The sequence below is a fragment of the Pantoea sp. RSPAM1 genome (assembly GCF_038816185.1).
In the GTDB taxonomy this organism is placed as follows: domain Bacteria; phylum Pseudomonadota; class Gammaproteobacteria; order Enterobacterales; family Enterobacteriaceae; genus Pantoea; species Pantoea ananatis.
The window spans coordinates 383456-406737 of record NZ_CP046137.1; the positions used below are offsets into that span (position 1 = coordinate 383456).

Annotated in this window: 20 protein-coding genes; 9 read left to right on the forward strand and 11 right to left on the reverse strand. The window is 54.6% G+C overall.

Features of this window, described 5'->3' with window-relative positions; genetic code table 11:
• Window positions 1–11: 11 nt before the first annotated feature.
• The 5 genes from glpE to malQ all read left to right on the forward strand — a co-directional run bounded on the left by glpE (window position 12) and on the right by malQ (window position 6625).
• A complete protein-coding gene (gene glpE, locus GKC68_RS02265; protein WP_058706307.1) occupies window positions 12–338 on the forward strand; it encodes a thiosulfate sulfurtransferase GlpE in 327 nt (108 codons plus the stop codon).
• Window positions 339–367: 29 nt separating this feature from the next.
• On the forward strand, window positions 368–1186 hold the full coding sequence (gene glpG / locus GKC68_RS02270) for a rhomboid family intramembrane serine protease GlpG (RefSeq protein ID WP_028724413.1): 819 nt from the start codon (window positions 368–370) through the stop codon (window positions 1184–1186).
• Window positions 1187–1225: 39 nt separating this feature from the next.
• The gene (locus GKC68_RS02275) at window positions 1226–1984 is read left to right on the forward strand and encodes a DeoR/GlpR family transcriptional regulator (protein ID WP_028724412.1); all 759 of its coding nucleotides are present in this window, start codon (window positions 1226–1228) and stop codon (window positions 1982–1984) included.
• Window positions 1985–2137: 153 nt separating this feature from the next.
• Complete coding sequence (gene malP / locus GKC68_RS02280; RefSeq protein WP_058706306.1) at window positions 2138–4543, forward strand: maltodextrin phosphorylase; 2406 nt, start codon at window positions 2138–2140, stop codon at window positions 4541–4543.
• Window positions 4544–4552: 9 nt separating this feature from the next.
• Window positions 4553–6625 (forward strand): 4-alpha-glucanotransferase, encoded by a 2073-nt coding sequence (malQ, locus tag GKC68_RS02285; protein WP_110957093.1) that lies wholly within the window; start codon window positions 4553–4555, stop codon window positions 6623–6625.
• Between the two features lie 37 nt (window positions 6626–6662).
• Here the strand turns inward: malQ and nfuA are convergent, their stop codons facing one another.
• Window positions 6663–7238, reverse strand: coding sequence for a Fe-S biogenesis protein NfuA (gene nfuA / locus GKC68_RS02290; RefSeq protein ID WP_064365833.1), 576 nt, complete (start codon window positions 7236–7238; stop codon window positions 6663–6665).
• Window positions 7239–7296: 58 nt separating this feature from the next.
• Window positions 7297–7977 carry a DNA utilization protein GntX gene (gntX, locus tag GKC68_RS02295; RefSeq protein ID WP_342656552.1) on the reverse strand — a complete coding sequence of 227 codons (681 nt, stop codon included), beginning with the start codon at window positions 7975–7977 and terminating at the stop codon, window positions 7297–7299.
• Between the two features lie 34 nt (window positions 7978–8011).
• On the opposite strand from gntX, the gene bioH reads away from it, so the two are divergent.
• A complete protein-coding gene (gene bioH / locus GKC68_RS02300) occupies window positions 8012–8788 on the forward strand; it encodes a pimeloyl-ACP methyl ester esterase BioH (protein WP_089528878.1) in 777 nt (258 codons plus the stop codon).
• Between the two features lie 169 nt (window positions 8789–8957).
• Window positions 8958–9227 carry a YdgH/BhsA/McbA-like domain containing protein gene (locus GKC68_RS02305; protein WP_028724407.1) on the forward strand — a complete coding sequence of 90 codons (270 nt, stop codon included), beginning with the start codon at window positions 8958–8960 and terminating at the stop codon, window positions 9225–9227.
• On the opposite strand, the gene GKC68_RS02310 is transcribed toward GKC68_RS02305, so the two are convergent.
• The 4 genes from GKC68_RS02310 to yjbE form a co-directional block, all read right to left on the reverse strand.
• On the reverse strand, window positions 9228–10913 hold the full coding sequence (locus GKC68_RS02310; protein WP_110957094.1) for an alpha-amylase family glycosyl hydrolase: 1686 nt from the start codon (window positions 10911–10913) through the stop codon (window positions 9228–9230). It abuts the gene before it with no gap.
• A 282-nt stretch (window positions 10914–11195) separates the two neighbouring features.
• Window positions 11196–13520: a Tex family protein gene (locus GKC68_RS02315; protein WP_028724405.1), complete on the reverse strand. Its 2325-nt coding sequence runs from the start codon at window positions 13518–13520 to the stop codon at window positions 11196–11198.
• Window positions 13521–13619: 99 nt separating this feature from the next.
• A complete protein-coding gene (gene greB / locus GKC68_RS02320; protein WP_013027522.1) occupies window positions 13620–14096 on the reverse strand; it encodes a transcription elongation factor GreB in 477 nt (158 codons plus the stop codon).
• Between the two features lie 162 nt (window positions 14097–14258).
• Entirely contained in the window at window positions 14259–14507 is a 249-nt protein-coding gene (gene yjbE, locus GKC68_RS02325) for an exopolysaccharide production protein YjbE (RefSeq protein WP_064365837.1), read from the reverse strand.
• 535 nt (window positions 14508–15042) lie between these two features.
• Between yjbE and ompR the strand changes: the two genes are divergently transcribed.
• Window positions 15043–15762 carry a two-component system response regulator OmpR gene (gene ompR / locus GKC68_RS02330; protein ID WP_001157751.1) on the forward strand — a complete coding sequence of 240 codons (720 nt, stop codon included), beginning with the start codon at window positions 15043–15045 and terminating at the stop codon, window positions 15760–15762.
• Entirely contained in the window at window positions 15759–17123 is a 1365-nt protein-coding gene (envZ, locus tag GKC68_RS02335; RefSeq protein WP_028724403.1) for a two-component system sensor histidine kinase EnvZ, read from the forward strand. Before ompR ends, envZ begins: the two co-directional genes overlap by 4 nt.
• Before the next feature lie 39 nt (window positions 17124–17162).
• Here the strand turns inward: envZ and pckA are convergent, their stop codons facing one another.
• The 5 genes from pckA to GKC68_RS02360 all read right to left on the reverse strand — a co-directional run bounded on the left by pckA (window position 17163) and on the right by GKC68_RS02360 (window position 23230).
• Window positions 17163–18782, reverse strand: coding sequence for a phosphoenolpyruvate carboxykinase (ATP) (gene pckA / locus GKC68_RS02340; RefSeq protein WP_047714285.1), 1620 nt, complete (start codon window positions 18780–18782; stop codon window positions 17163–17165).
• 280 nt (window positions 18783–19062) lie between these two features.
• Window positions 19063–19929 (reverse strand): Hsp33 family molecular chaperone HslO, encoded by an 867-nt coding sequence (gene hslO / locus GKC68_RS02345; RefSeq protein ID WP_047714284.1) that lies wholly within the window; start codon window positions 19927–19929, stop codon window positions 19063–19065.
• A gap of 45 nt (window positions 19930–19974) precedes the next feature.
• Window positions 19975–20376, reverse strand: a complete 402-nt coding sequence (hslR, locus tag GKC68_RS02350) for a ribosome-associated heat shock protein Hsp15 (RefSeq protein ID WP_047714283.1) — start codon at window positions 20374–20376, stop codon at window positions 19975–19977.
• On the reverse strand, window positions 20373–21041 hold the full coding sequence (yrfG, locus tag GKC68_RS02355) for a GMP/IMP nucleotidase (RefSeq protein ID WP_288429976.1): 669 nt from the start codon (window positions 21039–21041) through the stop codon (window positions 20373–20375). Before yrfG ends, hslR begins: the two co-directional genes overlap by 4 nt.
• Before the next feature lie 53 nt (window positions 21042–21094).
• Window positions 21095–23230, reverse strand: coding sequence for an intracellular growth attenuator family protein (locus GKC68_RS02360; protein WP_064365840.1), 2136 nt, complete (start codon window positions 23228–23230; stop codon window positions 21095–21097).
• Window positions 23231–23282: the final 52 nt, after the last annotated feature.

A 23282-nucleotide genomic window follows, 5' to 3' on the forward strand; every position in this document is an offset into this window, starting at 1 on the left:
TGAGAGACACCATGGAAACTTACCAATGTATTGATGTTCATCAGGCTCAACAGCGGCTGGCACAAGGCGCAGTAATGGTGGATATCCGCGATGCGCAAAGTTTTGCTCTTGGTCATGCCAACGGCGCCTTGCATTTATCAAATAACAACCTTAATGATTTTATCAGTACAACCGATACAAGCCTGCCGGTGCTGGTAATGTGCTATCACGGCAACAGCAGTAAAAGTGCAGCGGATTATCTGCACGCCCAGGGATTTACCACTGCTTACAGTATTGATGGCGGGTTTGATGCCTGGCGCGCCGCCTTCCCTCAACAGGTGACCAGTGGCGCTGAGTGACTGGTCAGGCGTAACACGGAGAGTGAGTAATGCGCATTACCCAATTTAACCAGCCGCGCATGGCGCAGGCTTTTGTTGACTATATGGCAACGCGCGGCGTGAAATTGCGTATTGAACGTGAAAGTCATTACGTCATTATGCTGGATGATGAAAGCCAGCTCTCGATGGTCGAAAACGAACTTCAGCAGTTTGTGCGCGATCCCAACCATCCGCGCTACCAGGCGGCAAGCTGGCACAGTGGTAAAACCGACAGCGGGTTGCGCTATGAGCAAAGCAATATCTGGGCAAACATCCGTGAGCGTGCCGGGCCGTTGACCATGGTGGTTATGTTTGCCTGTATCGCGGTATTTGTGCTGATGCAGGTACTGGGCGATCGTACCGTAATGTACTGGCTGGCGTGGCCAGATGCCGATCAACATTTTGAGATCTGGCGCTGGTTCAGCCATGTGCTACTTCACTTTTCGCTGTTGCACATCCTGTTTAATCTGATGTGGTGGTGGTATCTCGGTGGCGCCGTAGAAAAACGGCTGGGCAGCGGTAAGCTTTTTGTTATTTTTATCATTTCCGCACTGCTCAGCGGCTGGCTTCAGTCGAAATTTAGCGGTATCTGGTTTGGCGGCCTGTCCGGTGTGGTCTATGCGCTGATGGGATACTGCTGGCTGCGCGGTGAACGCGATCCCGACAGCGGTGTTTATCTGGAGCGTGGGTTAATCGGCTTTGCGCTTGTCTGGTTGGTGGTGGGCTGGTTTGGTGCATTTGGTCTGGCTATCGCTAACGCAGCACACGTTGGTGGACTGCTTGTCGGACTGGCAATGGCGTTTGTCGACACACACAAGCGTAAACGGTAGTCACACCGAATAAGAATAAGCCCGAAACAGGAGAGGAATGTGAAGCAGACGCAACGTCATGACGCCATTATTGATCTGGTTCGGCGTCAGGGATATGTCAGTACTGAGGAGCTGGTCGATCATTTTGAGGTCAGCCCACAGACAATTCGTCGTGATTTAAACGACCTTGCCGATCAAAATAAAATTCAGCGCCATCACGGCGGCGCGGCCTTGCCTTCCAGTTCAGAGAATACCGCCTGGCAGGATCGCAAGATGATGTGGTCAGCAGAAAAAGCGCGTATTGCACAGCGAGTGGCCAGCCAGATACCGGACGGCGCAACGCTGTTTATCGATATCGGTACCACGCCGGAAGCCGTGGCTCATGCGTTACTAAATCACAGTGATTTACGCGTGGTGACCAATAACCTGAACGTGGCAATGCTGTTGATGGGCAAGCCAGACTTCAGGGTCATCATCGCTGGCGGAGAAGTGCGTACCCGTGATGGTGCGGTCATGGGGGAAGCGACGCTCGATTTTATTTCACAGTTTCGTCTTGATTACGGCATCCTCGGGATCAGCGGCATCGATATGGACGGATCGCTGCTGGAGTTTGACTACCACGAAGTCCGCACCAAACGCGCCATCATCGAAAACTCCCGCTGTGTCATGTTGGTAGTAGACCACTCGAAATTTGGCCGTAACGCGATGGTCAATCTGGGTAATATGAGCCAGCTCGACTATCTCTACACCGATAAGATGCCGCCTGGCAGCATCATGAAAGTTATTGAACAGCATGAGGTTCACCTCGAACTCTGCTGAGACCTGCACGCCAGTCAGATCACTGGCGTTTTTCAAACCTGCCTGTCGCTTTTTTCTCCACTCGCGTATTTAATTAAAATGGCCGCCAGCACTATGGCTGGCCCATGCGCATTCCATTTTTGCTTTACCCATATGGATACAAAAGGGAGTGATATGCCACAGCAGAAATTTAACAAATCCCGTTTTCAGGCTGCGTTAACTCGCCACTGGCAACGTCTTGGTTTCTCCTCCGCCAGACAGATGACGCCGCACCAGTGGTGGCAGGCACTGAGTGCCACGATTAACGAATTGCTCAACGCCCAACCGGCGGTCCGGGGCGCGCAACCCCAGCGTCACGTTAACTATCTCTCAATGGAGTTTCTGCTGGGGCGCCTTACAGGAAATAACCTGATGAATCTGGGATGGTACGACGAGGTCAAATCCCTGCTGGCGGAATACCAGGTTGAGTTAAGCGAATTACTGGAAGAAGAAGTTGATCCGGCATTGGGTAACGGTGGCCTGGGCAGGCTGGCTGCCTGTTACATGGACTCAATGGCAACGGTGGGCCAACCCGCGACCGGGCACGGGCTTAACTATCAGTACGGGCTGTTTCGCCAGCGTTTTGCAGAGGGAAAACAGGTCGAGGAACCCGACGACTGGGCGCGCGAGACGTACCCCTGGTTTCGGCATAACGCCGCGCTGGATGTCCGTGTCGCCATGGGCGGAAAAGTCATTAAGCAGGATGACGGGCGTAAAGTGTGGGTGCCCGCCATTTATCTTCGTGGAGAAGCCTGGGATTTACCGGTAACGGGTTATCGCAATGGCGTCACCCTGCCGTTGCGGCTGTGGAAAGCCACCAGCGAGCATCCCTTTGACCTGACCCTGTTCAACGACGGTCAGTTTTTGCAGGCGGAGAAGCAGGGGATTGATGCCGCCAGCCTGACCAAAGTGCTCTATCCCAATGATAACCATCCACAGGGCAAACGCCTGCGTCTGATGCAGCAGTATTTCCAGTGTGCCTGTGCGGTGGCCGATATTCTGCGTCGCCATCATCAGGCAGGCAGAAGCATTCATGCGCTGCCTGATTTCGAGGTCATTCAGCTCAACGATACGCATCCCACTATCGCCATTCCGGAGATGCTGCGCCTGCTGCTGGATGAGCACCAGCTGAGTTGGGACGAGGCCTGGCACATCACGAGTCGTGTGTTTGCCTATACCAATCACACCTTAATGCCTGAAGCCCTGGAACGCTGGGATGAGAAGCTGATGCGTAGCCTGCTGCCGCGCCACATGATGATCATCAAAGAGATCAACCGTCGCCTCAAACAGCAGGTTAAACAGCGCTGGCCAGATGACAAAGCGCTATGGAACAAGTTAGCCGTTGTCGCCGAGGGGCAGGTCAGGATGGCCAATCTTTGCGTTGTCAGTGGTTTTGCGGTGAATGGCGTGGCGGCCCTGCATTCCGGGTTGGTCGTGACGGATCTTTTTCCTGAGTACCATCAGCTCTGGCCGCAGAAGTTTCATAACGTCACCAATGGCATTACGCCGCGCCGCTGGATAAAGCAGTGCAATCCTGCGCTGGCTGGCCTGATTGATAACACCCTGAAGCGTGAATGGGTCAACAACCTGACCGCGCTGCAGGGCCTGGAGCCTTACGCCGACGATCCCGTTTTCCGTGAGCGTTTTCGCGCGGTGAAGCAACACAACAAAGCGCGGTTAGCCACCTATATTGCTCAGCACACCGGCATTGTGGTTAACCCAAACGCGATTTTTGACGTGCAGATCAAGCGGCTACATGAATATAAACGTCAGCATCTGGGTCTGCTTCATATTCTGCACTGCTATAAAAACGTCCGCGAAAACCCCAATGACGCCAGTATCATCCCCAGAGTATTTCTGTTTGGGGCAAAGGCGGCACCAGGCTACTACCTGGCAAAGAACATTATCTATGCCATTAACAAGGTGGCAGAGGTGGTGAACAACGATCCGCTTGTCGGCGACAAGCTGAAAGTGGTTTTTATGCCGGATTACCGCATCACGGCAGCCGAGTACCTGATTCCCGCCGCCGATCTGTCAGAGCAGATTTCCACCGCAGGTTATGAAGCTTCCGGCACCGGCAACATGAAACTGGCACTGAATGGCGCGCTGACTATCGGCACGCTGGATGGCGCCAACGTGGAAATTGCGGAGCAGGTAGGGGCAGAAAATATCTTTATTTTTGGCAATACCGTGGATGACGTTAAAGCCCTCAAGGCCGGAGGCTATAAACCGCAAAAAGTCCGTAAGCACAACAAGGAACTGGATGAACTATTGAAGTCACTGAAAAAAGGAACGTTCAGTCATGGCGATAAGCATGCATTCGACCTAATGTTGGATAGCCTGACAAAAAATGGCGATCCCTGGCTGGTGCTGGCGGATTATCAGGCCTATATCGATGCGCAGAAACGGGTTGAGGCCTTGTGGCGCGATCGGGAAGCCTGGACGCGCGCGGCCATTCTCAATACGGCGCGAACCGGTATTTTTAGTTCGGATCGGTCGATTCGGGACTATCAACAGCGCATCTGGCAGGCGCAACGCTAAGGAATTGCGATGAAATCCACTTCACTTGATAAAGCCGCCCAGGCGGCGGGAATAGCGCTCACCTATTTCGATGCGAACGGTGAACCTGAAGCCATCAGCGATGATACCAAACGCGCCTTACTGGCCATAATGGAAAACCCGCAAAAAGCCGGTAAATCTCCGCTACCCCCCGTCGTGGTTTTTAGCGGTAACCGCAAACGCGAGCTGACGCCTCAGATCGACGGCAGCTTCCGCTGGCAGTTGCAGACAGAGAAAGGCAAAACCTTTAGCGGAATCCTTGAAGGCGGTGCGCCCTTTAAACTGCCTTCGCCTCTGGGACAGGGTTATCACCAACTGACCTTGAGCAAGGGCAAGCGTGAGTGGCAGACGCGCGTGATTGTGACACCGCGCCGTTGTTATCTGCCACCGGCCTTGCGCGCCGGAGAGAAACGCTGGGGGGCGCTGGTTCAGCTTTATACCGTGCGTTCAGAGAAAAACTGGGGCATCGGTGATTTTGGCGATCTGGAAATGCTGCTGGAGCAGCTTGCCGCACGCGGCGGCGACTTTGTTGGCCTGAACCCGTTGCATGCGCTCTATCCGGCCAGCCCCGCTTTTGCCAGCCCCTACAGCCCGTCATCGCGCCGCTGGCTGAATATTATTTACATTGATGTGGCACAGGTTGCCGATTTCCAACAAAGCAGCGCGGGTCAGAAGTGGTGGAAAAGTGCCAAAACCCAAAAGGTGTTAAAGCAAGCCCGTGAAAGCGAATGGGTGGATTATGACGCGGTTATGGCACTGAAAATAACGGCATTACGTCACGGCTGGGCCCGGTTCCAGTCGCGCGATGCGCATGACGCACAGAAGCAGCAGTTTGCGGATTTCATCCAGCAGGGGGGCGACAGCCTGCGCTATCAGGCGGCTTATGAGGGGCTTCAGGCTGAAATGCAGGGGGAAGGTGCCACGCATGCGGGCTGGCCGGCCTGGCCTGAGCGCTGGCGTAACAGTCAGTCTTCTGACGTTCAACGCTGGTGTGAGCAGCACGCGGATGAGATTGCCTTCTGGCAGTGGTTACAGTGGCTGGCACAGCAGCAGTTCGCTCAGTGTTGGGCACGGAGCCAGGCGCTGGGCATGAGCGTGGGGCTGTATCGTGATTTAGCGGTCGGTGTGGCCGAAGGCAGTGCCGAAACCTGGCACGATCCGGAGCTGTACCGCCTTAAGGCATCCATTGGCGCGCCGCCCGACAGGCTAGGGCCGTTGGGGCAAAACTGGGGGCTGCCGCCAATGGATCCTCACGTCTTGCAGGCCAGAGGCTATCAACCCTTTATCGATATCCTGCGCGCCAATATGCGTGACTGCGGGGCGCTACGTATCGACCACGTCATGGCTCTGCTGCGCCTCTGGTGGGTTCCGGCAGGTGAAACGGCGGATAAAGGCGCCTACGTCGCTTACCCTGTGCACGATCTACTTGGCATTCTGGCGCTGGAAAGCCAGCGCTTGCGCTGTATGGTGATTGGGGAGGATCTCGGTACGGTACCTAAAGAGATCGTCAGTCTGCTGCGCGACAGCGGCGTGTTTTCCTGGAAAGTCTTGTGGTTTGAGCAGGAAAAACAGGGGAATTACCGTGCCCCCGAGGCCTATCCACGCCAGTCCATTGCCAGCGCCAGTACGCACGATCTACCTACGCTGACCGGCTTCTGGAGTGCAGGTGATTTAGAGCTTGGCGAGAAAATCGGGCTTTATCCAGACGGGCAAACGGTACAGAACCTGCAGCAGCAGCGGATAAAGCAAAAACAGGCCCTACTGGATGCTCTGCATAAAGCGGGAGCCGTACCGGCACGCAGCGCGAAGCGGGCGGATGGTCTGGCGATGACGGCCGAACTGAATCAGTCCGTTCACCGTTTTCTGGCGGACACGAACAGTGCGCTGCTGGGGCTACAGCCGGAAGACTGGCTGGGGATGACGACGCCGGTGAATGTGCCGGGTACGGTCGATCAATATCCCAACTGGCGGCGCAAGCTCGCGCAGCCGCTGGAGCGCATTTTTGCCGACGATAACGTGAATAAGCTGCTGAAAACCGTGACTAAACGACGCAAGGCAGGATAACGGAAGCGCGCGACAGCCGGGCTGTCGCGCGTAAACATCAGTAGAAAGAGTGCTCGCCACGCTGGTGTTCGGTGATATCGCGCACACCTTTTAGCTGCGGGAACGCCGCCAGCAGTTCTTTCTCGATGCCATCTTTGAGGGTGACGTCGATCATCGAACAGCCGTTACAGCCGCCGCCGAATTGCAGAATAGCAAATCCGTCGTCGGTGATTTCCATCAGCGAAACGCGACCGCCGTGGCCTGCCAGCTGCGGGTTAATCTGAGACTGTAACAGGTACTCAACACGCTCAACCATTGGCGCATCATCGGAAACTTTGCGCATTTTGGCATTAGGCGCCTTGAGCGTCAGCTGCGAACCCAGGTTATCCGTTACGAAGTCGATTTCAGCGTCTTCCAGATAGGGCGCGCTCAGCTCATCCACATAGGCTGACAGCTTTTCAAATTTCAGTTCAGTATCTGTCGCTTCTACCGCATCCGGTGGGCAGTAGGACACACCGCATTCGGCAGTTGGCGTACCCGGGTTAATCACGAATACGCGAATCTGGGTGCCATCTTCTTGTTTGGATAGCAGTTTTGAAAAATGCTCTTGGGCAGAATCAGTAATTCGGATCATGTCAGTTGCTCAATAGTTGACTAATTTAGTTGGTTATAATACGCCCATCATTCAGGCTCTACAAGGTACGGCACAGGCACCACACTTGCACGCTGGCTGCGCCTCGCCCCTGTAACAGACGGCTGATTTCTCTGACCGTGCTGCCGGTCGTCACCACATCATCGATTAAGGCGATATGGCGTCCGTTGACATCCGTTTCAAGGCAAAACGCGCCGCGTAAATTGCGGCGCCGCTGACGGGCACTCAACTGATGCTGAACGGCGCCTGCGCGCTGGCGGGATAACGCCAGGCTGAATTCACACCCCAGCCAGTGTGCCAGCGGCGTTGCCAACAGGGCCGTCTGGTTGTAACCGCGCCGCCAGCAGCGTCGGGCATGCAGCGGAACACACATCAGTAAGTCGGGACGAACGGTCTGTCCTCTGCGATACGCATTGAGCCAGCTTAGCAAAAGCAGCCGGGCCAGCATCACCCTGAGTGCGGTAATACCCGAAAATTTTAATTGATTCACCCATGTGCTGAGCGGGGGCTGACAGTGGCTGACGCAAATTAGCGCCTGCCAGGGCGGCGGTTTGAGCAGGCAACGACCGCAGGGCAGGGCATCGGATGCGGCAGGCAGCCCGCAGCACGGACACAGTGACGGCAGCCGTGGTAGCTGGCGCAGGCAAATGCTGCAGAGTCCATGCAGGGCAATTCGCAAGGGTAACTGACATAGCCAACACAGGGCGGGCATTGGTAGCATAGTGACCTCCTTATCAATCATGGAATAGTAACGAATGAGCTCACTTTACTGGCATACCTGTGGCGAAGGAGATGACGATCTTGTGCTGCTGCACGGCTGGGGACTGAATGCGGAAGTGTGGCAAAACATTGTGCCGCGACTCAGTGCACAGTTTCGCCTGCACCTGGTGGATCTGCCTGGCTATGGTCGCAGCCGCGGGTTTGCTGCCCTGTCGCTGGAACAGATGGCGCAGGCACTGGTGCCCTTTCTGCCGCCTCGCGCCATTGTGCTGGGGTGGTCGCTTGGCGGGCTGGTTGCCACACAGCTGGCGTTGAGCGAGCCAGAGCGGTTACGCGCCCTGATTACGGTGGCTTCTTCGCCCTGTTTTACGGCCCGCGATGACTGGCCGGGTATTGCCCCCTTAACCCTGCATAACTTCCAGCAGCAGCTCAGCCACGATTTTCAGCGCACCGTCGAGCGTTTTCTGGCGCTGCAGACCATGGGAACGGAAACCGCTCGGGCGGATGCACGTAAGCTCAAGGAGGTAGTATTGTCGCAACCGATGCCAGATGTGGACGTGCTTAATGGCGGTCTGTCGATTCTGAGCGACGATGACTTGCGTGACAGGCTTACGGCCATTACGCTGCCCTTTTTGCGGATGTATGGCGCGCTGGATGGCCTGGTACCGCGCCGGATTGTGCAGCAACTCGATCCACTTCTACCCGCGTCACCGTCTGTCGTAACGGACAAAGCGGCACATGCCCCCTTTATTTCGCACCCGGATGCATTCTGCCAGCACATTGTTACATTTATCAGCAAATTAGACAGATAACCCTGGCCGTCACTGGCAAATTTCTGCGTAGCGGCAATACTTCATGAGTGAGCAAGGCCGCTGCACTTCTATGCGATTAGTCAGGGAGATGACTATGCCGTTCGATATAGCCTTAAGCGATTTGCGGCTGCTTACATCTCAACAATGGATCATGAATGAGGGTAGACAAATGAAGGTTATGAAATGGGTTGTTGCATCAATGATGATGGGCGCAGTGTCATTCTCTGCTCTGGCGGCGAAAGAAGTCACCAAAGAAGAAGTGCAGAAGATGCATCTGACCAAAATCGGCACCGTAAATACCACGGCCGAAACCACGTCGCCGATGGATGCCAAGAAGAAGCTGTCAGAGGCCGCTGACGAGAAGGGTGGCAAATACTACCTGGTGATCGCGGGTCGTGAGCACGGTAAGTTCAGTGCGACAGCGGAAGTGTACAAGTAATTATCGTAGCCACATGAATTGCCAGGCATCCAGCGTTACTGGCTGGGTGCCATCAATTTTCTCACCGCTTACCACATCCTGAAAAAGATGCGCCTCTGGTAACGAGGCCTCAATCTGCCTGCCACTGAGATTAAACACACACAGTAATTCATCACCGTCGTTATGCGAATAACGCTTCATGATGAGCAGGGCATTATCGCTCTGAAACAACGTCATCGGGTTGTCGGGATGAAAGGCCGCCAGGCGACGACGCTGCTGAATCAGTTTGCTCAGCCGGGTATAAACCTGATGGCGTAAGCCGGTGCTGTTCACCAGTGCGTCTTCGATAGCGGAGAGCGAATATTTTTGCCGGTTGATGGCCCGGTTATGGCCTGCCTCACGTACGCCGTCATAGTCATTACGCGATCCCAGGATGCTTTGAATATAGACGGCTGGAACACCCGGAAAGGCCAGTAAAATAGCATGCGCCAGCATAAAGCGTTTGAGGCGCGTTTCGTCGTCATCGCCTTCACGGTTAAGCGCGTCGAAATAGGTCACGTTGATTTCGTATGGGCTGGTGCTGCCGTCAGGATTGTTTTTATAGGAGATTAGCGCCCCCTCCAGTGCCAGATCGCGCACCAGCGCCGTGATCTCCACCTCCGATAAAATCCCACGTGCCGGATTGAGACCTATACCATCGTGCGAGGCCAGGAAGTTAAAAAAGGTTGTATTGCCATTGCCCACCTGCAGGGTGCTGGCCCATTGACGCAGAGCGCGAGCCGATCCGGTGTGGATGGCGTGTAGCACCAGCGGCGGCAAGGAAAACTGATACACCATTTGGGCTTCGTCTTGCCCGTTACCAAAGTAGCTGATGTTGTCTTTGTGCGGCACATTTGTTTCGGTGATGATGACGGTGCCGGGTGCGACCACGTCGGCAATGGCGCGAAACAGTTTGACCAGCAGATGCGTTTTTTCGAGATGAATACAGTTCGTGCCCGGCGTTTTCCACATGTATCCCACCGCATCCAGTCGCACATAGTCCGCGCCACGTTTCAAATAGTCGAGCAGCACCTCTACCATGCGCACCAGCACCCTGGGACGGGCGAAGTTAAGGTCAATCTGATCGGCACTGAACGTGGTCCAGACAAAGCGGATTTCACCGTTTTCCAGCGTAAAGGGGGTGAGCAACGGTGATGTTCGTGGCCGCGTGACCGCGCTGAGGTCGGTGGTGGGCGGCAGGCTGATAAAAAAATCATCCCAGCCCTCTTCCTGAGCAAGGTAATGTTTAAACCACGCGCTATGCGCTGACATATGGTTACAGACAAAGTCGAACATCAGGCGCGTTTCCTGATGTAGCAAGGCAATGTCCTGCCAGTCGCCACATAGCGGATCGACCTGATGGTAGTTAATGACCGAAAAGCCGTCGTCAGACGAATAGGGATAAAACGGCAGGAGGTGCACCAGCGGAAACGTAGCGTGCAAATGCTGCTGGTAGAAACGTGAAAAGGTGTTGAGTGTGGGTTTGCCCGGTTCGCGGAACTGATCGGCATACGTAATCAGCACCACGTCCTGCTCATCCCAGTGGGTCTTTCTCGGCAGCTTAGTGGTGTCACGGGCTTCAACGATCGTGGCGAGCAGGCGTTCACGCAGAGCCTGAGGAAAGGCATCGGCATAAATCTTATCGATTAAAGCAGTGATCTTTTCCATTATCAAAGGGGGCCACAGCAGGTGTCGTTATTATGACGGGCGTCTTTTTAGCGTAGCGTCAGGGCGGGGATTTTCAACTCAAACGTGCCAGGTCGGCCTGAAAAGCCAGTGCAAAGCAGCAGGCGTGAAGCCCCATGTCTGCAACCTCACCCGCGTCAGAGGGTAAACAGGGGCGGCCTGGAACGCTTTTTCTGTGCAGATAAAACGAGCGACCTGCGAGAGAAGGATGGCAGTCACCTCCTTCTCCATGACGGGGATAAGAGGTGACTGTGTGGTGCGTAACTAGCGTTTTTTACCGAATGCCGCCGCCAGCGCGTCGCCCATAGCGCTGTTGCCCGCGGGCTGGCTGGCAGGACGTGCGCGGCCTTTGTTCGCGGCCGGACGTTTTTCTTCGCGTGGCGCACCGCTCTTAGCGCCACGCGCGTTGCCTTCTCCCGGCTGCTCGTCAAGGCGCATGGTTAAGGCAATGCGCTTCCGTTGCAGATCCACTTCCATCACTTTAACTTTAACGATGTCGCCCGCTTTTACGACCTGATGAGGATCTTCCACAAACTTGTCCGACAGCGAAGAAATATGAACCAGGCCATCCTGATGCACGCCAATATCGACGAACGCACCAAAGTTGGTGACGTTGGTCACGGCGCCTTCCAGCACCATGCCTGGCATCAGGTCATTCAGGGTTTCCACGCCTTCGGCAAACTGTGCCGTTTTAAACTCAGGACGGGGATCGCGGCCCGGCTTTTCCAGCTCTTTTATGATGTCGGTCACAGTCGGTAAACCAAAGCGGTCGTCGGTGAAGTCCAACGCTTTCAGGTTACGCAGGCTGGTGGGATTGCCCATCAGTTCACTCAGCGCCTGCTCGGTCGCGGCCAGAATGCGTTCCACCACCGGATAAGCTTCCGGGTGCACCGTCGAGGCATCCAGTGGATTATCGCCGTGGTTAATGCGCAGGAAGCCAGCGCACTGCTCAAATGCTTTAGGCCCAAGACGGCTGACCTTGAGAAGCTGCTGACGGTTCTGGAAACGGCCGTTTTCATCGCGCCAGCCAACAATATTTTGTGCCATCATGCGGGTTAATCCGGCCACGCGCGTCAGCAGCGGTACCGAAGCCGTGTTGAGATCGACACCGACGGCGTTCACACAGTCTTCCACCACCGCATCCAGTTTTTTCGCTAGCTGGCTCTGGCTGACGTCATGCTGATACTGGCCGACACCGATCGATTTCGGATCGATTTTCACCAGTTCGGCCAGCGGATCCTGCAGGCGACGGGCGATCGACACTGCGCCGCGCAGTGAGACATCCAGATCCGGAAATTCCAGCGCAGCTAATTCAGACGCGGAGTAGACTGAGGCGCCCGCTTCGCTGACGATCACTTTCTGGGCGGTGACCTGGGGGAACTGTTTTTGCAGATCCAGAAAGAAGCGCTCGGTTTCACGTGAGGCGGTGCCATTACCGATGGCGACCAGTTCCACCTGATGTTTCACGCACAGCGCCGCGACCGCTGCTGCCGCCTTGGCCGTTTGCCCGGTATGCGGATAAACGGTATCGGTGGCGACCAGCTTGCCGGTCGCGTCAACCACGGCCACTTTCACACCGGTACGCAGGCCGGGATCCAGGCCCATCGTGGCCCTCATGCCCGCAGGTGCCGCCATTAACAGGTCGTGCAGGTTACGGGCAAAGACGTTAATGGCCTCGTCTTCAGCACGCTCGCGAACGGTACCCATCAGCTCGGTTTCCAGATGCAGCATGACTTTGATGCGCCAGGTCCAACTGACCACGGCCTTGCGCCAGCTGTCAGCCGGCGCGTTATTCAGTCGCAGATTCAGGTGTTCTGCAATCAGGGTTTCACCGTGGCTTTCGCGCGGTGGCTCATCAAACTGCGGGTCGGCATTCAGCGACAGCTGTAAAATACCTTCATTACGACCGCGCAGCATGGCCAGCGCGCGATGCGAAGGGACGCTGTGCAGCGGCTCATGGTGATCGAAGTAGTCGCGGAATTTCGCGCCTTCTTCCTCTTTGCCTTCCACCACGTTTGAGACCAGATGGGCATTTTTCCACAAATAGTGGCGGACTTTAGCCAGCAGGGCGGCATCTTCAGCAAAGCGCTCCATCAGGATATAACGCGCGCCATCGAGCGCCGCACGAACGTCAGCGACGCCATTATCCACATTCACATAACCTGTTGCCAGCTGCTCAGGGTCCTGCGAAGGATCCTGCCATAAGGTATCGGCCAGGGGTTCCAGCCCGGCTTCAATCGCGATTTGGCCACGCGTACGGCGCTTAGGCTTATAGGGCAGGTAGAGGTCTTCAAGTTCGGTTTTGCTGAGGGTGGTATTGATGGCATTCGCCAGGTCGTCGGTGAGTTTTCCCTGTTCTTCAATAGATTTCAGGATGGCCTGCCGACGCTCGGATAATTCACGCAGGTAGCTGAGGCGGGTTTCGAGCTGGCGGAGTTGGGTATCATCCAGGCCGCCCGTCACCTCTTTACGATAACGTGCGATAAACGGCACGGTATTCCCTTCATCCAACAGGCGGACGGCCGCATCAACTTGCTCAGGGCGCGCCTGTAGCTCACTTGCAATTAGCTGGCTAAGAACATTCATCATCGGACTATTATGCTTTCTGGGTTGAGAAATAGCCGATAGTTATACGGATTGATGGCTGAAATTGCCAGAGAAGCGGCCTGCTTTCAGCGATATTCTGAATCAGCCTTCAACATAGCTAATTTCATTGACATACCAGCATGCCGGGCCCGCTGGCGTTTCTACTACCGCTGCGTCGCCGACGGCCTTTTTTAACAGCGCCCGCGCCATGGGCGAGTCAATTGAGATGTAATCTTTGCGGCCAAAAATCTCATCGTAACCCACGATACGGAAGCGCTTTACATCGCCTTCATCATTTTCGACTTCAACCCAGGCGCCAAAAAACACTTTGCCATCCTGCTGGGGTGAATAATCCACAATGCGCAGTTGCTCAAGGCTCTTGCTCAAATAGCGCACGCGACGGTCAATTTCACGCAGGCGTTTCTTATTGTATTGATAATCCGCATTTTCGCTGCGGTCACCGAGGCTGGCGGCCCAGGTCACTTTTTTGGTGACTTCAGGTCGCTCTTCACGCCACAGGTGATCGAGTTCAGCTTTTAAGGTGTTGAAACCTTCTCGGGTAATCAGTCGGGTTCTCATGGTACAAGCCGGTCAAATCGAAAGAGGATCAGTGTAAAGCAAATCGTGCGTGGCGAAAACGAGGTGGGAAAAGGGTTTTTTCCTGTTAAAAAACCCTTATAGGGCGATGACAGAGGATGGGGCTGTCATATCCAGACCGGTGCGGTTCCGTGACGACAGGAATTACTTACCGGCTTTGGTCGAGGTGGTCGTCGAAGTGCTGCTGCTGGTGCCGTCACCGCCGCCGCCGCCAGCCGTTGCCAGTCCTACGCCCAGCAGAGCGGCGATTGCGCCAATACCAATCGCGTTGGAGTTACCCTGAGCGGTAGTCGTTGCCTGTGCGCCCGCGGCTTCACCGGTTGCAGTTGCGGCATAAGTCTGACCGACGCTGGCCAAAGCCAGTGCGCTCAGCAGTAAAATCGTTTTTTTCATTATGGTTTCCCCGTAAAGCGGCAAGTTGGTGTCGCTATAGTGTGGGTGAAATCCATTGGGCCGCAAAGCGGGCTTTACTGTTTGATTTATCTCTCTTTACCTGTAGATGGCCTTGTTCGTGAAGCTTCTCAAACTAATCCGAGAGAGGTCGCGTATTAACCTGTTTTTTTTCCGAATATTATGCTGTTATCAGTCTAAAAAACCGCACTATCCGGGATTCGTCGTCAGATACGAACGTCATTTAAGTCAAATTTCCCGGCAAGCGCTTGAATTTGCAAGTGCTGTGTCACAGTGCGCCGGGTCTAAACCAGTGAATAGCGGAATTTTACCCAATATTTCAGATTTGCCGTATTCTGTTCAACGCCGTGGTCATTACGCAGCTTGCCCGGCTGTCAGACCATAATTTAAATATAAGCTGCTGTTTAATATGCTTTGTAACAATTTTGACTAGAATATAAACCATTAAACACTGTCACTGTGCCGCATCTTTTTTTAACAATATCGGCTCAGGCAATCGCGCCTTTGGGAGTTAAAAATGCAAGAAAACTACAAGATTCTGGTCGTCGATGACGATATGCGTTTACGTGCACTGTTAGAGCGCTATCTTACCGAGCAGGGCTTTCAGGTGCGCAGTGTCGCCAACGCCGAGCAGATGGACCGTCTGTTAACCCGCGAATCCTTCCATTTAATGGTGCTTGATCTGATGCTGCCTGGCGAAGATGGTCTTTCCATTTGCCGCCGCCTGCGCAGTCAGAGCAACCCGATGCCTATCATTATGGTGACCGCCAAGGGCGAAGAAGTGGATCGCATCGTTGGGCTGGAAATCGGTGCTGACGACTATATTCCAAAGCCGTTCAACCCACGTGAGCTGCTGGCGCGTATTCGCGCGGTATTGCGCCGTCAGGCCAATGAGCTGCCCGGTGCGCCGTCTCAGGAAGAAGCGGTCATCGCTTTTGGCAAGTTTAAGCTTAACCTGGGCACGCGTGAGATGTTCCGTGAAGACGAACCTATGCCGTTGACCAGTGGTGAATTTGCCGTTCTCAAGGCGCTGGTGAGCCATCCACGTGAGCCGCTGTCGCGCGATAAGCTGATGAATCTGGCCCGTGGTCGGGAGTACAGCGCCATGGAACGTTCTATCGACGTGCAGATTTCCCGCCTGCGACGCATGGTGGAAGAAGATCCGGCTCATCCACGCTACATCCAGACCGTTTGGGGCCTGGGCTATGTATTTGTTCCGGACGGCAGTAAAGCATGAGGCGGCTGCGCTTCTCGCCACGAAGTTCATTTGCACGCACCCTGTTGTTGATCGTTACCTTGCTGTTCGTCAGCCTGGTAACGACCTACCTGGTGGTGCTGAACTTTGCCATTCTTCCCAGCCTGCAGCAGTTTAATAAAGTCCTCGCCTACGAAGTGCGTATGCTGATGACCGACCGTTTACAGCTGGAAGATGGTACGCAGCTGGAAGTGCCGCCCGCTTTTCGTCGCGAAATTTATCGTGAACTGGGTATTTCGCTCTATACCAATGCGGCGGCAGAGGAGAGCGGACTGCGGTGGGCGCAGCATTACAAATTCCTTAGCGATCAGATGGGCCAGCAGCTTGGCGGCCCGACAGACGTTCGCGTCGAGGTCAACAAAAACTCCCCTGTTGTCTGGCTCAAAACCTGGCTGTCGCCCGACATTTGGGTACGGGTGCCGTTAACGGAAATTCATCAGGGTGATTTCTCGCCGCTGTTCCGCTATACCCTGGCGATAATGTTGCTGGCGATAGGCGGTGCATGGCTTTTTATCCGCATCCAGAACCGCCCGTTAGTCGATTTAGAACATGCTGCATTACAGGTGGGCAAAGGCATTATTCCCCCACCATTACGTGAATACGGTGCGTCAGAGGTGCGTTCGGTGACGCGCGCGTTTAACCAAATGGCGGCGGGCGTTAAGCAGCTTGCCGATGACCGTACTTTGTTGATGGCGGGCGTCAGCCACGATTTACGCACCCCTTTGACGCGCATCCGGCTCGCGACGGAGATGATGAATGAACAGGATGGCTACCTGGCAGAGTCGATTAACAAAGACATCGAAGAGTGCAATGCCATCATCGAGCAGTTCATCGATTACCTGCGCACCGGACAGGAGATGCAAACTGAGCGGGCCGATCTCAACAGCGTGCTGGGCGAAGTAGTGGCCGCAGAAAGCGGGTATGAACGTGAAATCGAAAACGCCGTCATGGCCGAAGAGCTCATGCTGGAGATTAATCCCCTTTCGATTAAGCGCGCCCTGGCTAACCTGGTGGTGAACGCGGCGCGTTACGGCAACGGCTGGATCAAAGTCAGCAGTGGACGCGAGCTGCATAGGGCCTGGTTCCAGGTTGAAGATGACGGTCCCGGCATTAAGCCGGATCAGCTGGCGCATCTTTTTCAGCCATTTGTGCGCGGTGACAGCGCACGCAGCACCAGCGGCACGGGCCTTGGACTGGCGATCGTCCAGCGCATTATTGATGCGCACCAGGGTTCGCTAGAGATCGGTGACAGTGAACGCGGCGGATTACGTATCCGTGCCTGGTTACCCTTAGCGGAAAACCCGGAGTCGGGTGCCAACAACGGCAACCTTGCACTGAGCTAAACAGCAGCGGCGCGGCCCTGTTAAGCCGCGCCGCTGTGATTAACGCTGAGGACCTGCTTTTACCAACGCGGCACCGGCCGCATTATCGGTATATTTTTCAAAGTTAGTGATAAAGCGCTGGGCTAAATCATCTGCCGCCGCGTGCCACTTCTCTTCGCTTTCCCAGGTACGACGTGGGTCGAGCGTGTCGGCATCCAGATCGCCCAATGTTTTTGGCACCTGCAGGTTAAATACCGGCAGCGTTTCCGTTGGCGCATCGTCCAGTTCACCGGCCAGAATGGCGTTGATGATGGCACGGGTATTTTTCAGTGAGATACGCTTGCCACTGCCGTTCCAGCCGGTATTGACCAGATAAGCCTGGGTGCCGGCGGCTTCCATACGTTTCACCAGCACTTCTGCATACTGAGTGGGATGCAGCGTCAGGAAAGCCGCGCCAAAACAGGCTGAGAAGGTTGGCGTTGGCGCCGTTACTCCGCGCTCCGTGCCCGCCAGCTTCGCTGTAAAGCCCGACAGGAAATGATACTGCGTCTGCTCTGGCGTCAGTCTGGAGACGGGCGGCAGCACGCCAAAGGCGTCGGCGGTCAGGAAAATGACTTTCTTCGCATGGCCTGCTTTGGAAACCGGCTGAACAATATTGTCGATATGGTTAATCGGATAGGACACACGGGTGTTTTCGGTTTTGCTGCCGTCAGCAAAATCGATGCTGCCGTCTTCACGTACCACGACGTTTTCCAGTAAGGCGTTACGACGAATGGCGCGATAGATTTCGGGCTCAGCCTGTTCAGAGAGGTTAATCGTTTTCGCGTAACAGCCGCCTTCAAAGTTGAACACGCCGTCATCGTCCCAGCCGTGTTCGTCGTCACCGATTAACTGGCGGTCCGGATCGGTAGAAAGCGTGGTTTTACCCGTGCCGGACAGGCCAAAGAACACCGCGACATCGCCTGCTTTACCTACGTTGGCGGAGCAGTGCATAGAGGCAATGCCCTTCAGCGGCAGCAGGTAGTTCATCACCGCGAACAGGCCCTTCTTCATTTCTCCGCCGTACCATGTGCCGCCAATCAACTGCATACGTTCGGTCAGGTTAAAGGCAACGAAGTTCTCGGAATGCAGCCCTTGCGCCTGCCAGTCAGGGTTGGTGCATTTAGCTCCATTCATCACCACAAAATCGGGCGTGAAGTTATCCAGCTCAGCCGCGCTCGGCTGAATGAACATGTTTTTGACGAAGTGCGCCTGCCAGGCAACCTCGGTAACAAAACGCACGCTCAGGCGTGAATCTGGGTTAGCCCCGCAGAAGGCATCGATAACGAACAGACGCTTCCCTGAGAGCTGCCGGGTTACGCATTTTTTCAGCGCCTGCCAGGTTTCCTGGGACAGGGGCTGGTTATCGTTCTTTCCGGTTCCTTGATCGTTCCACCACAGCGTATCGCGCGTTGTGTCATCACGCACAATGTACTTATCCTTGGGTGAGCGCCCGGTAAAAATCCCGGTATCAACGGCGATTGCACCGCTCTGCGTCAGGGTGCCACGCTCAAAACCTTCGAGCTCCGGACGCATCTCTTCCTGAAATAGCGTAGCGTAATCAGGGTTATGCACCACCTCAGTGGTATCGGTGATGCCCAGATCGGCAAGGGCTTGCGAGGTCAGGCCGTTAACGCGCATTTTACTGCTCCTTAAATCGGTGTCTGTTCTGTAGGGCAAAGAGAGTTTGGGATCGCGTCCTTAACATGCCACAGCGTGAGGGGCGGAGAGGCGATCGCGCGCAGTTTACGCTACTGTGCCAGGTGAGAAAGGCTTGTTCGTTAAAAATGAGACTTAGGGCGCGTTAAGGATGTGTTTCGAACGTTTTTAAGATGTTATGAAAGTAAAAAAAGATAATTTGCCAAGTAAATTAATGGCATAGCAGTAAGGCAGGCAGGGCGGCATAACCGCCCTGGTTCGATCAGTGAAGTCGATTACTGTTCTCAACGGAGTTGCTGCGGATCCCGGCAATGTCTACTGCATCGAATACGTAATGCGATCCACAATAGTCGCAGTTCATATCGATTTTGCCATCTTCTGCAATGATCTCGTCAACTTCTTCCTGCGGCAGGGTTTTCAGCACCTCGCTGCAGCGTTCGCGTGAACATGTGCATTTATAAACAACCGGCTGCGGATCGTAAACGGTCACCTCTTCCTGGTGGTAAAGCCGCCACAAGACATCGGTTGCAGGCAAATCAATCAGCTCTTCGCTTTTAATGGTTTCTGTCAGCGTTGCCAGATGCTCAAAGTCATCTTTACTCGTATCCTGAGCCGGTAGGACCTGCAGCAGAATCCCGGCTGCGCCTGCGTCGCTGGTGCGGATAAACAGTCGGGTCGGCAACTGCTCGGAGCGCATAAAGTAGTCTTCCAGACAGTCGCTCAGCGTGTCACCTTCCAGTCCTACCACGCCCTGATAACGCTCGCCCTTTTCAGGCGTGATGGTGATAACCAGATAGCCGTTACCCACCATGCTTTTGAGCGAGCTGTCGTCAGGAATGTCACCTTTCATGCGGGCTATGCCACGTAACTCCTGCTGATTATTACCATTGATCACGGCTAAGGTCAGGGGGCCATCGCCTTGTAGCTGCACGGTAATTTCACCGTCAAATTTAAGCGTGGCGGTCAGCAAGCTGGTTGCCACCAGTAACTCCCCCAGCAGCGTTTGTACGGCTGGCGGGTAGTCGTGATTTTTAAGGATAGCGTGCCAGGTGTTTGAAACATTAACCAGTTCGCCGCGGACGGCAGCATTTTCAAACAAATAGCGGCGCAGTTGATCTTGTACAGACATAGTTTTTCTCTCTTTTGGCGGACGATAACCGGCTCAGTAGCCGGTTTACTCATCGCCCGATAACTTAAACTTCATCAAATCGCGGCGTTCTTTCTTATCGGGCCGGCGATCGGGATGGGGCATAGTCAGCGCATTCATCTTGCGTGCCAGAGCCACTTTTTCACGTTTTTCAATACTGGCTTCGGTTTCGCGGTAAAGCAGCTGTGCTTCACTGGCGGGGCGTCGCTGCTCGCTGATTTCGGCAATGACGACCGTTCGCTCCTCATTGCCCTGACGCAGGGTTAACTCAGCATCCCGTTCGACCAGTTTACTGGGTTTACTCCGCTGACCATTGTAATGAACCTTGCCACCTTCAATCATTTCGCGCGCAATCGAGCGGGTTTTGTAGAAACGCGCCGCCCAAAGCCATTTATCAAGGCGAACGCCTTCGCCGGATTTCTCTTTCATTGCTGCTCCCAGAACGGAATCAGTGTGCGGTAGTCACTTATCGCACAGTGACGCTGAAAGTGTTGTTGAGGACGGCCAGAGTCAGGATTACTGACGCCCAGGCACCAGCCGATTCCCCATGATTTGGCGGCATCGAGGATGATTTCGCTGTCATCGATGAACAATGTCCGCGATGCATCAAAGCCAGTGTGCTGCTCAACCGCCTGCCACAAACGCTGATCTTCTTTCGGATAGCCAAAGGTATGGGTGGAAAGCCATAAATCAAGGTGTGGTGCTAAAGCTGTCTGTTTGAGTTTCACATCCAGATTCCAGGGATGCGCATTGGTCAGCAGGATGGTGCGTTTACCCGCGCGACGCAGTGCCTGTAGAAAAGGCAGCGTATCCGCGCGGATGCTGACACGGTGACGTTGTTCCCAGGTCATGGCATGAATGTCCAACTGCAACGCCTGTGACCAGTAATCCAGACAATACCAGTTTAGCGTATGGGCTACGGCCTGATATTTTTCTTCAATAATCAGCCGGGCCTGAGCAGCAGGGATGCCGCGTTGGGTGCTCAGGGTTTCAGGAACATGCTCCAGCCAGAAAAAGCGGTCAAACGCCAAATCAAGCAGCGTGCCGTCCATATCGAGCAGCACGGTGTCAATGTCGGACCCGTTGAACATCATGGCAATTCACCCGTTGCTTATCAGCGCAACAGGGTAGCACAGTTGCAGGTGGCTCAGAATATGGAGCGCACGCCCTGTATAGTGTTAAGCGAGGGGTTAAAGCACTTATCGTAATACTGCTGGATAGCAAGCATTCGCTGGCGGTTAAGATGCATGCGCCGCAGTGCCAGCAGACCGTTGGTAATCGTGCAGGCCAGCAACACGATAAGCAACAGTGCGGCGCCCAGATAGCGCCATTTTGCCATGGCGTCAGGCTCATTGTGCAGGGCGATATGACGTGTGCCGTTGGCATCGGTATAAATGCTGGTAATGATGCCTGTGGCGCTAAACGGTGTGTGCAGCAACAAGGAAGACAAACGTTGTAGCTCTTGCCACTGCGAACCCGCGTCCAGATCAAACAGAGGAACGGCAGGCTGAGGCTGATTGACGAGCTGATGCCCTTCATCACTGGCGATAACAAACCCGCCCGGCGGTGGGCTGTTCAGGTTCTCTGCGGCGCGGCGCGTTTCGCGGAAGAAAAAGGTAGAGGTTGCCGTGTGCACCAGGTTTTCCAGCGCCTCCGCACTGACAGGACGCAGCAGGACATTCATCCCGTTTAGCTGGCCAGAATCGGCACGGCTGACTAAGGTGTCCCAGTCTTTCGCATTCCCCAGATTAACCAGCGCATTTTTGAGTCGCATACAGTCCTGTGCCTGATTGCAAAGCGCCTGCGTTTTTAACACGAGGTCCGAAAAGTCATCCAGCAGAATCATGCCTGATTTCTGAATCGCCGACGCTAACTGTGGGTTCAGTTTAGGGTCGGTGTTCGTTTCAGGATGGAGCTGCCTGGTGGTGGTGTCCAGCAACGCCGAGGCTTTCTCAATAATATCTGAATGGGGCAGCGGCAGCGGTGTGGCATTATTCCAGTAAATTTGCGAGCAATCGAACGGCATATAGGTATAGGTGCGGTTGCTTTGGTAGTTGTCCGGCACCGCGCACATACCGGTTCCGGTAACCTTAAGGCTGTCACCTACTTTAAGATCTTCACGACTCAGCTGGTTTACGCTATTCACATCCAGGCTCTCCGTCCCTTTAGCCCATGCCAGACTGAGTTTAATGGGCATACTGAGGGGGATCCAGGTGATCAACAAGGCCAGAACAATCAGCGAGCCAACGGCAAGAACAACATTTTTCCGCCAGCGCTGTAGCGGAAAATTCCTTACTTCGTCCTGAAGCGAAAGGAAGCGCCCCTGGCGTACTACCTGACGGTTCAGATAAATATCGATATCCGTTACCTGACCAAGATCGTGCGCGACGTAAGGCTGCCAGTGTGCAGGATAAGCCAGATCGATGATCCCCAGCGTAATGTTGCTCTGCTCCTGATTTGACTCACCAAACAGGCCCCAGCGCTTGGGGGCCCCACGCAGGCAGTGAATTTCGCGCAGGCCATTTTCACCTGGTACGCGATACATCAGCCACAGGCTGGCGACAATCATCATGCCAGCAAGGACGGACAGCCAGATCATCAGGCTCGCGGGCAGCAGCAAACCAATAAAAAACAGCAGCAGGGCAAATGAGATAATCACGGCTTCCCGCGTGCCATCGGGACGAGACAGTCGGTATTCTTCCAGCGTTTCTTTGCGTACCCGTACCAGCTCGACGTTTTCACTTTCGGCTTTACGGATCGAGGCGTTGGTGGAGGACGGACGTATCAGACTGGGCAGCGACTGCTGATCGATAGCGTAATCCACCAGAGAATGCCCGTTTAAAGAGATGATCAAGGGGATCGACTGGGTGCGGATTAACTCAACGTAGTTTTCGTCCGTAATATACTGTTCCCACAGCGGCGGCAAATGCACTTCGACTTCATCGAGGTAGTAGCGCCACTTATGCGGATCGTCCGTAGAAAGGCCATAACGGGTTATCGCCCGCGTAACAGGGTAAACGTTGTTGCTTTGTGCCGTGAGCACCAGTTTTTCATGACGACGACGGGATTCACCCGGGCTGAGGATACGGGGCTGTTTTTCCAGTGCGGCAAGGTATTTTTCAACTGCCTTGCGCTCCCGCTCAGAGAGTTTACGGCAGGGGGGACTAATGAATGGCAGCGGTTTCGCCAACGGCGGCCTGCGCCGCATAGCGTACCAAAATCCAATACCTGCCAGAATTGAACAGGTTAGCACTACGGCCAATATAATAATTATTGTGCTCATGCTTTGCTCAATTCAGCCAAAATACTGCCTTCACTTTAAACTTATTATCCCC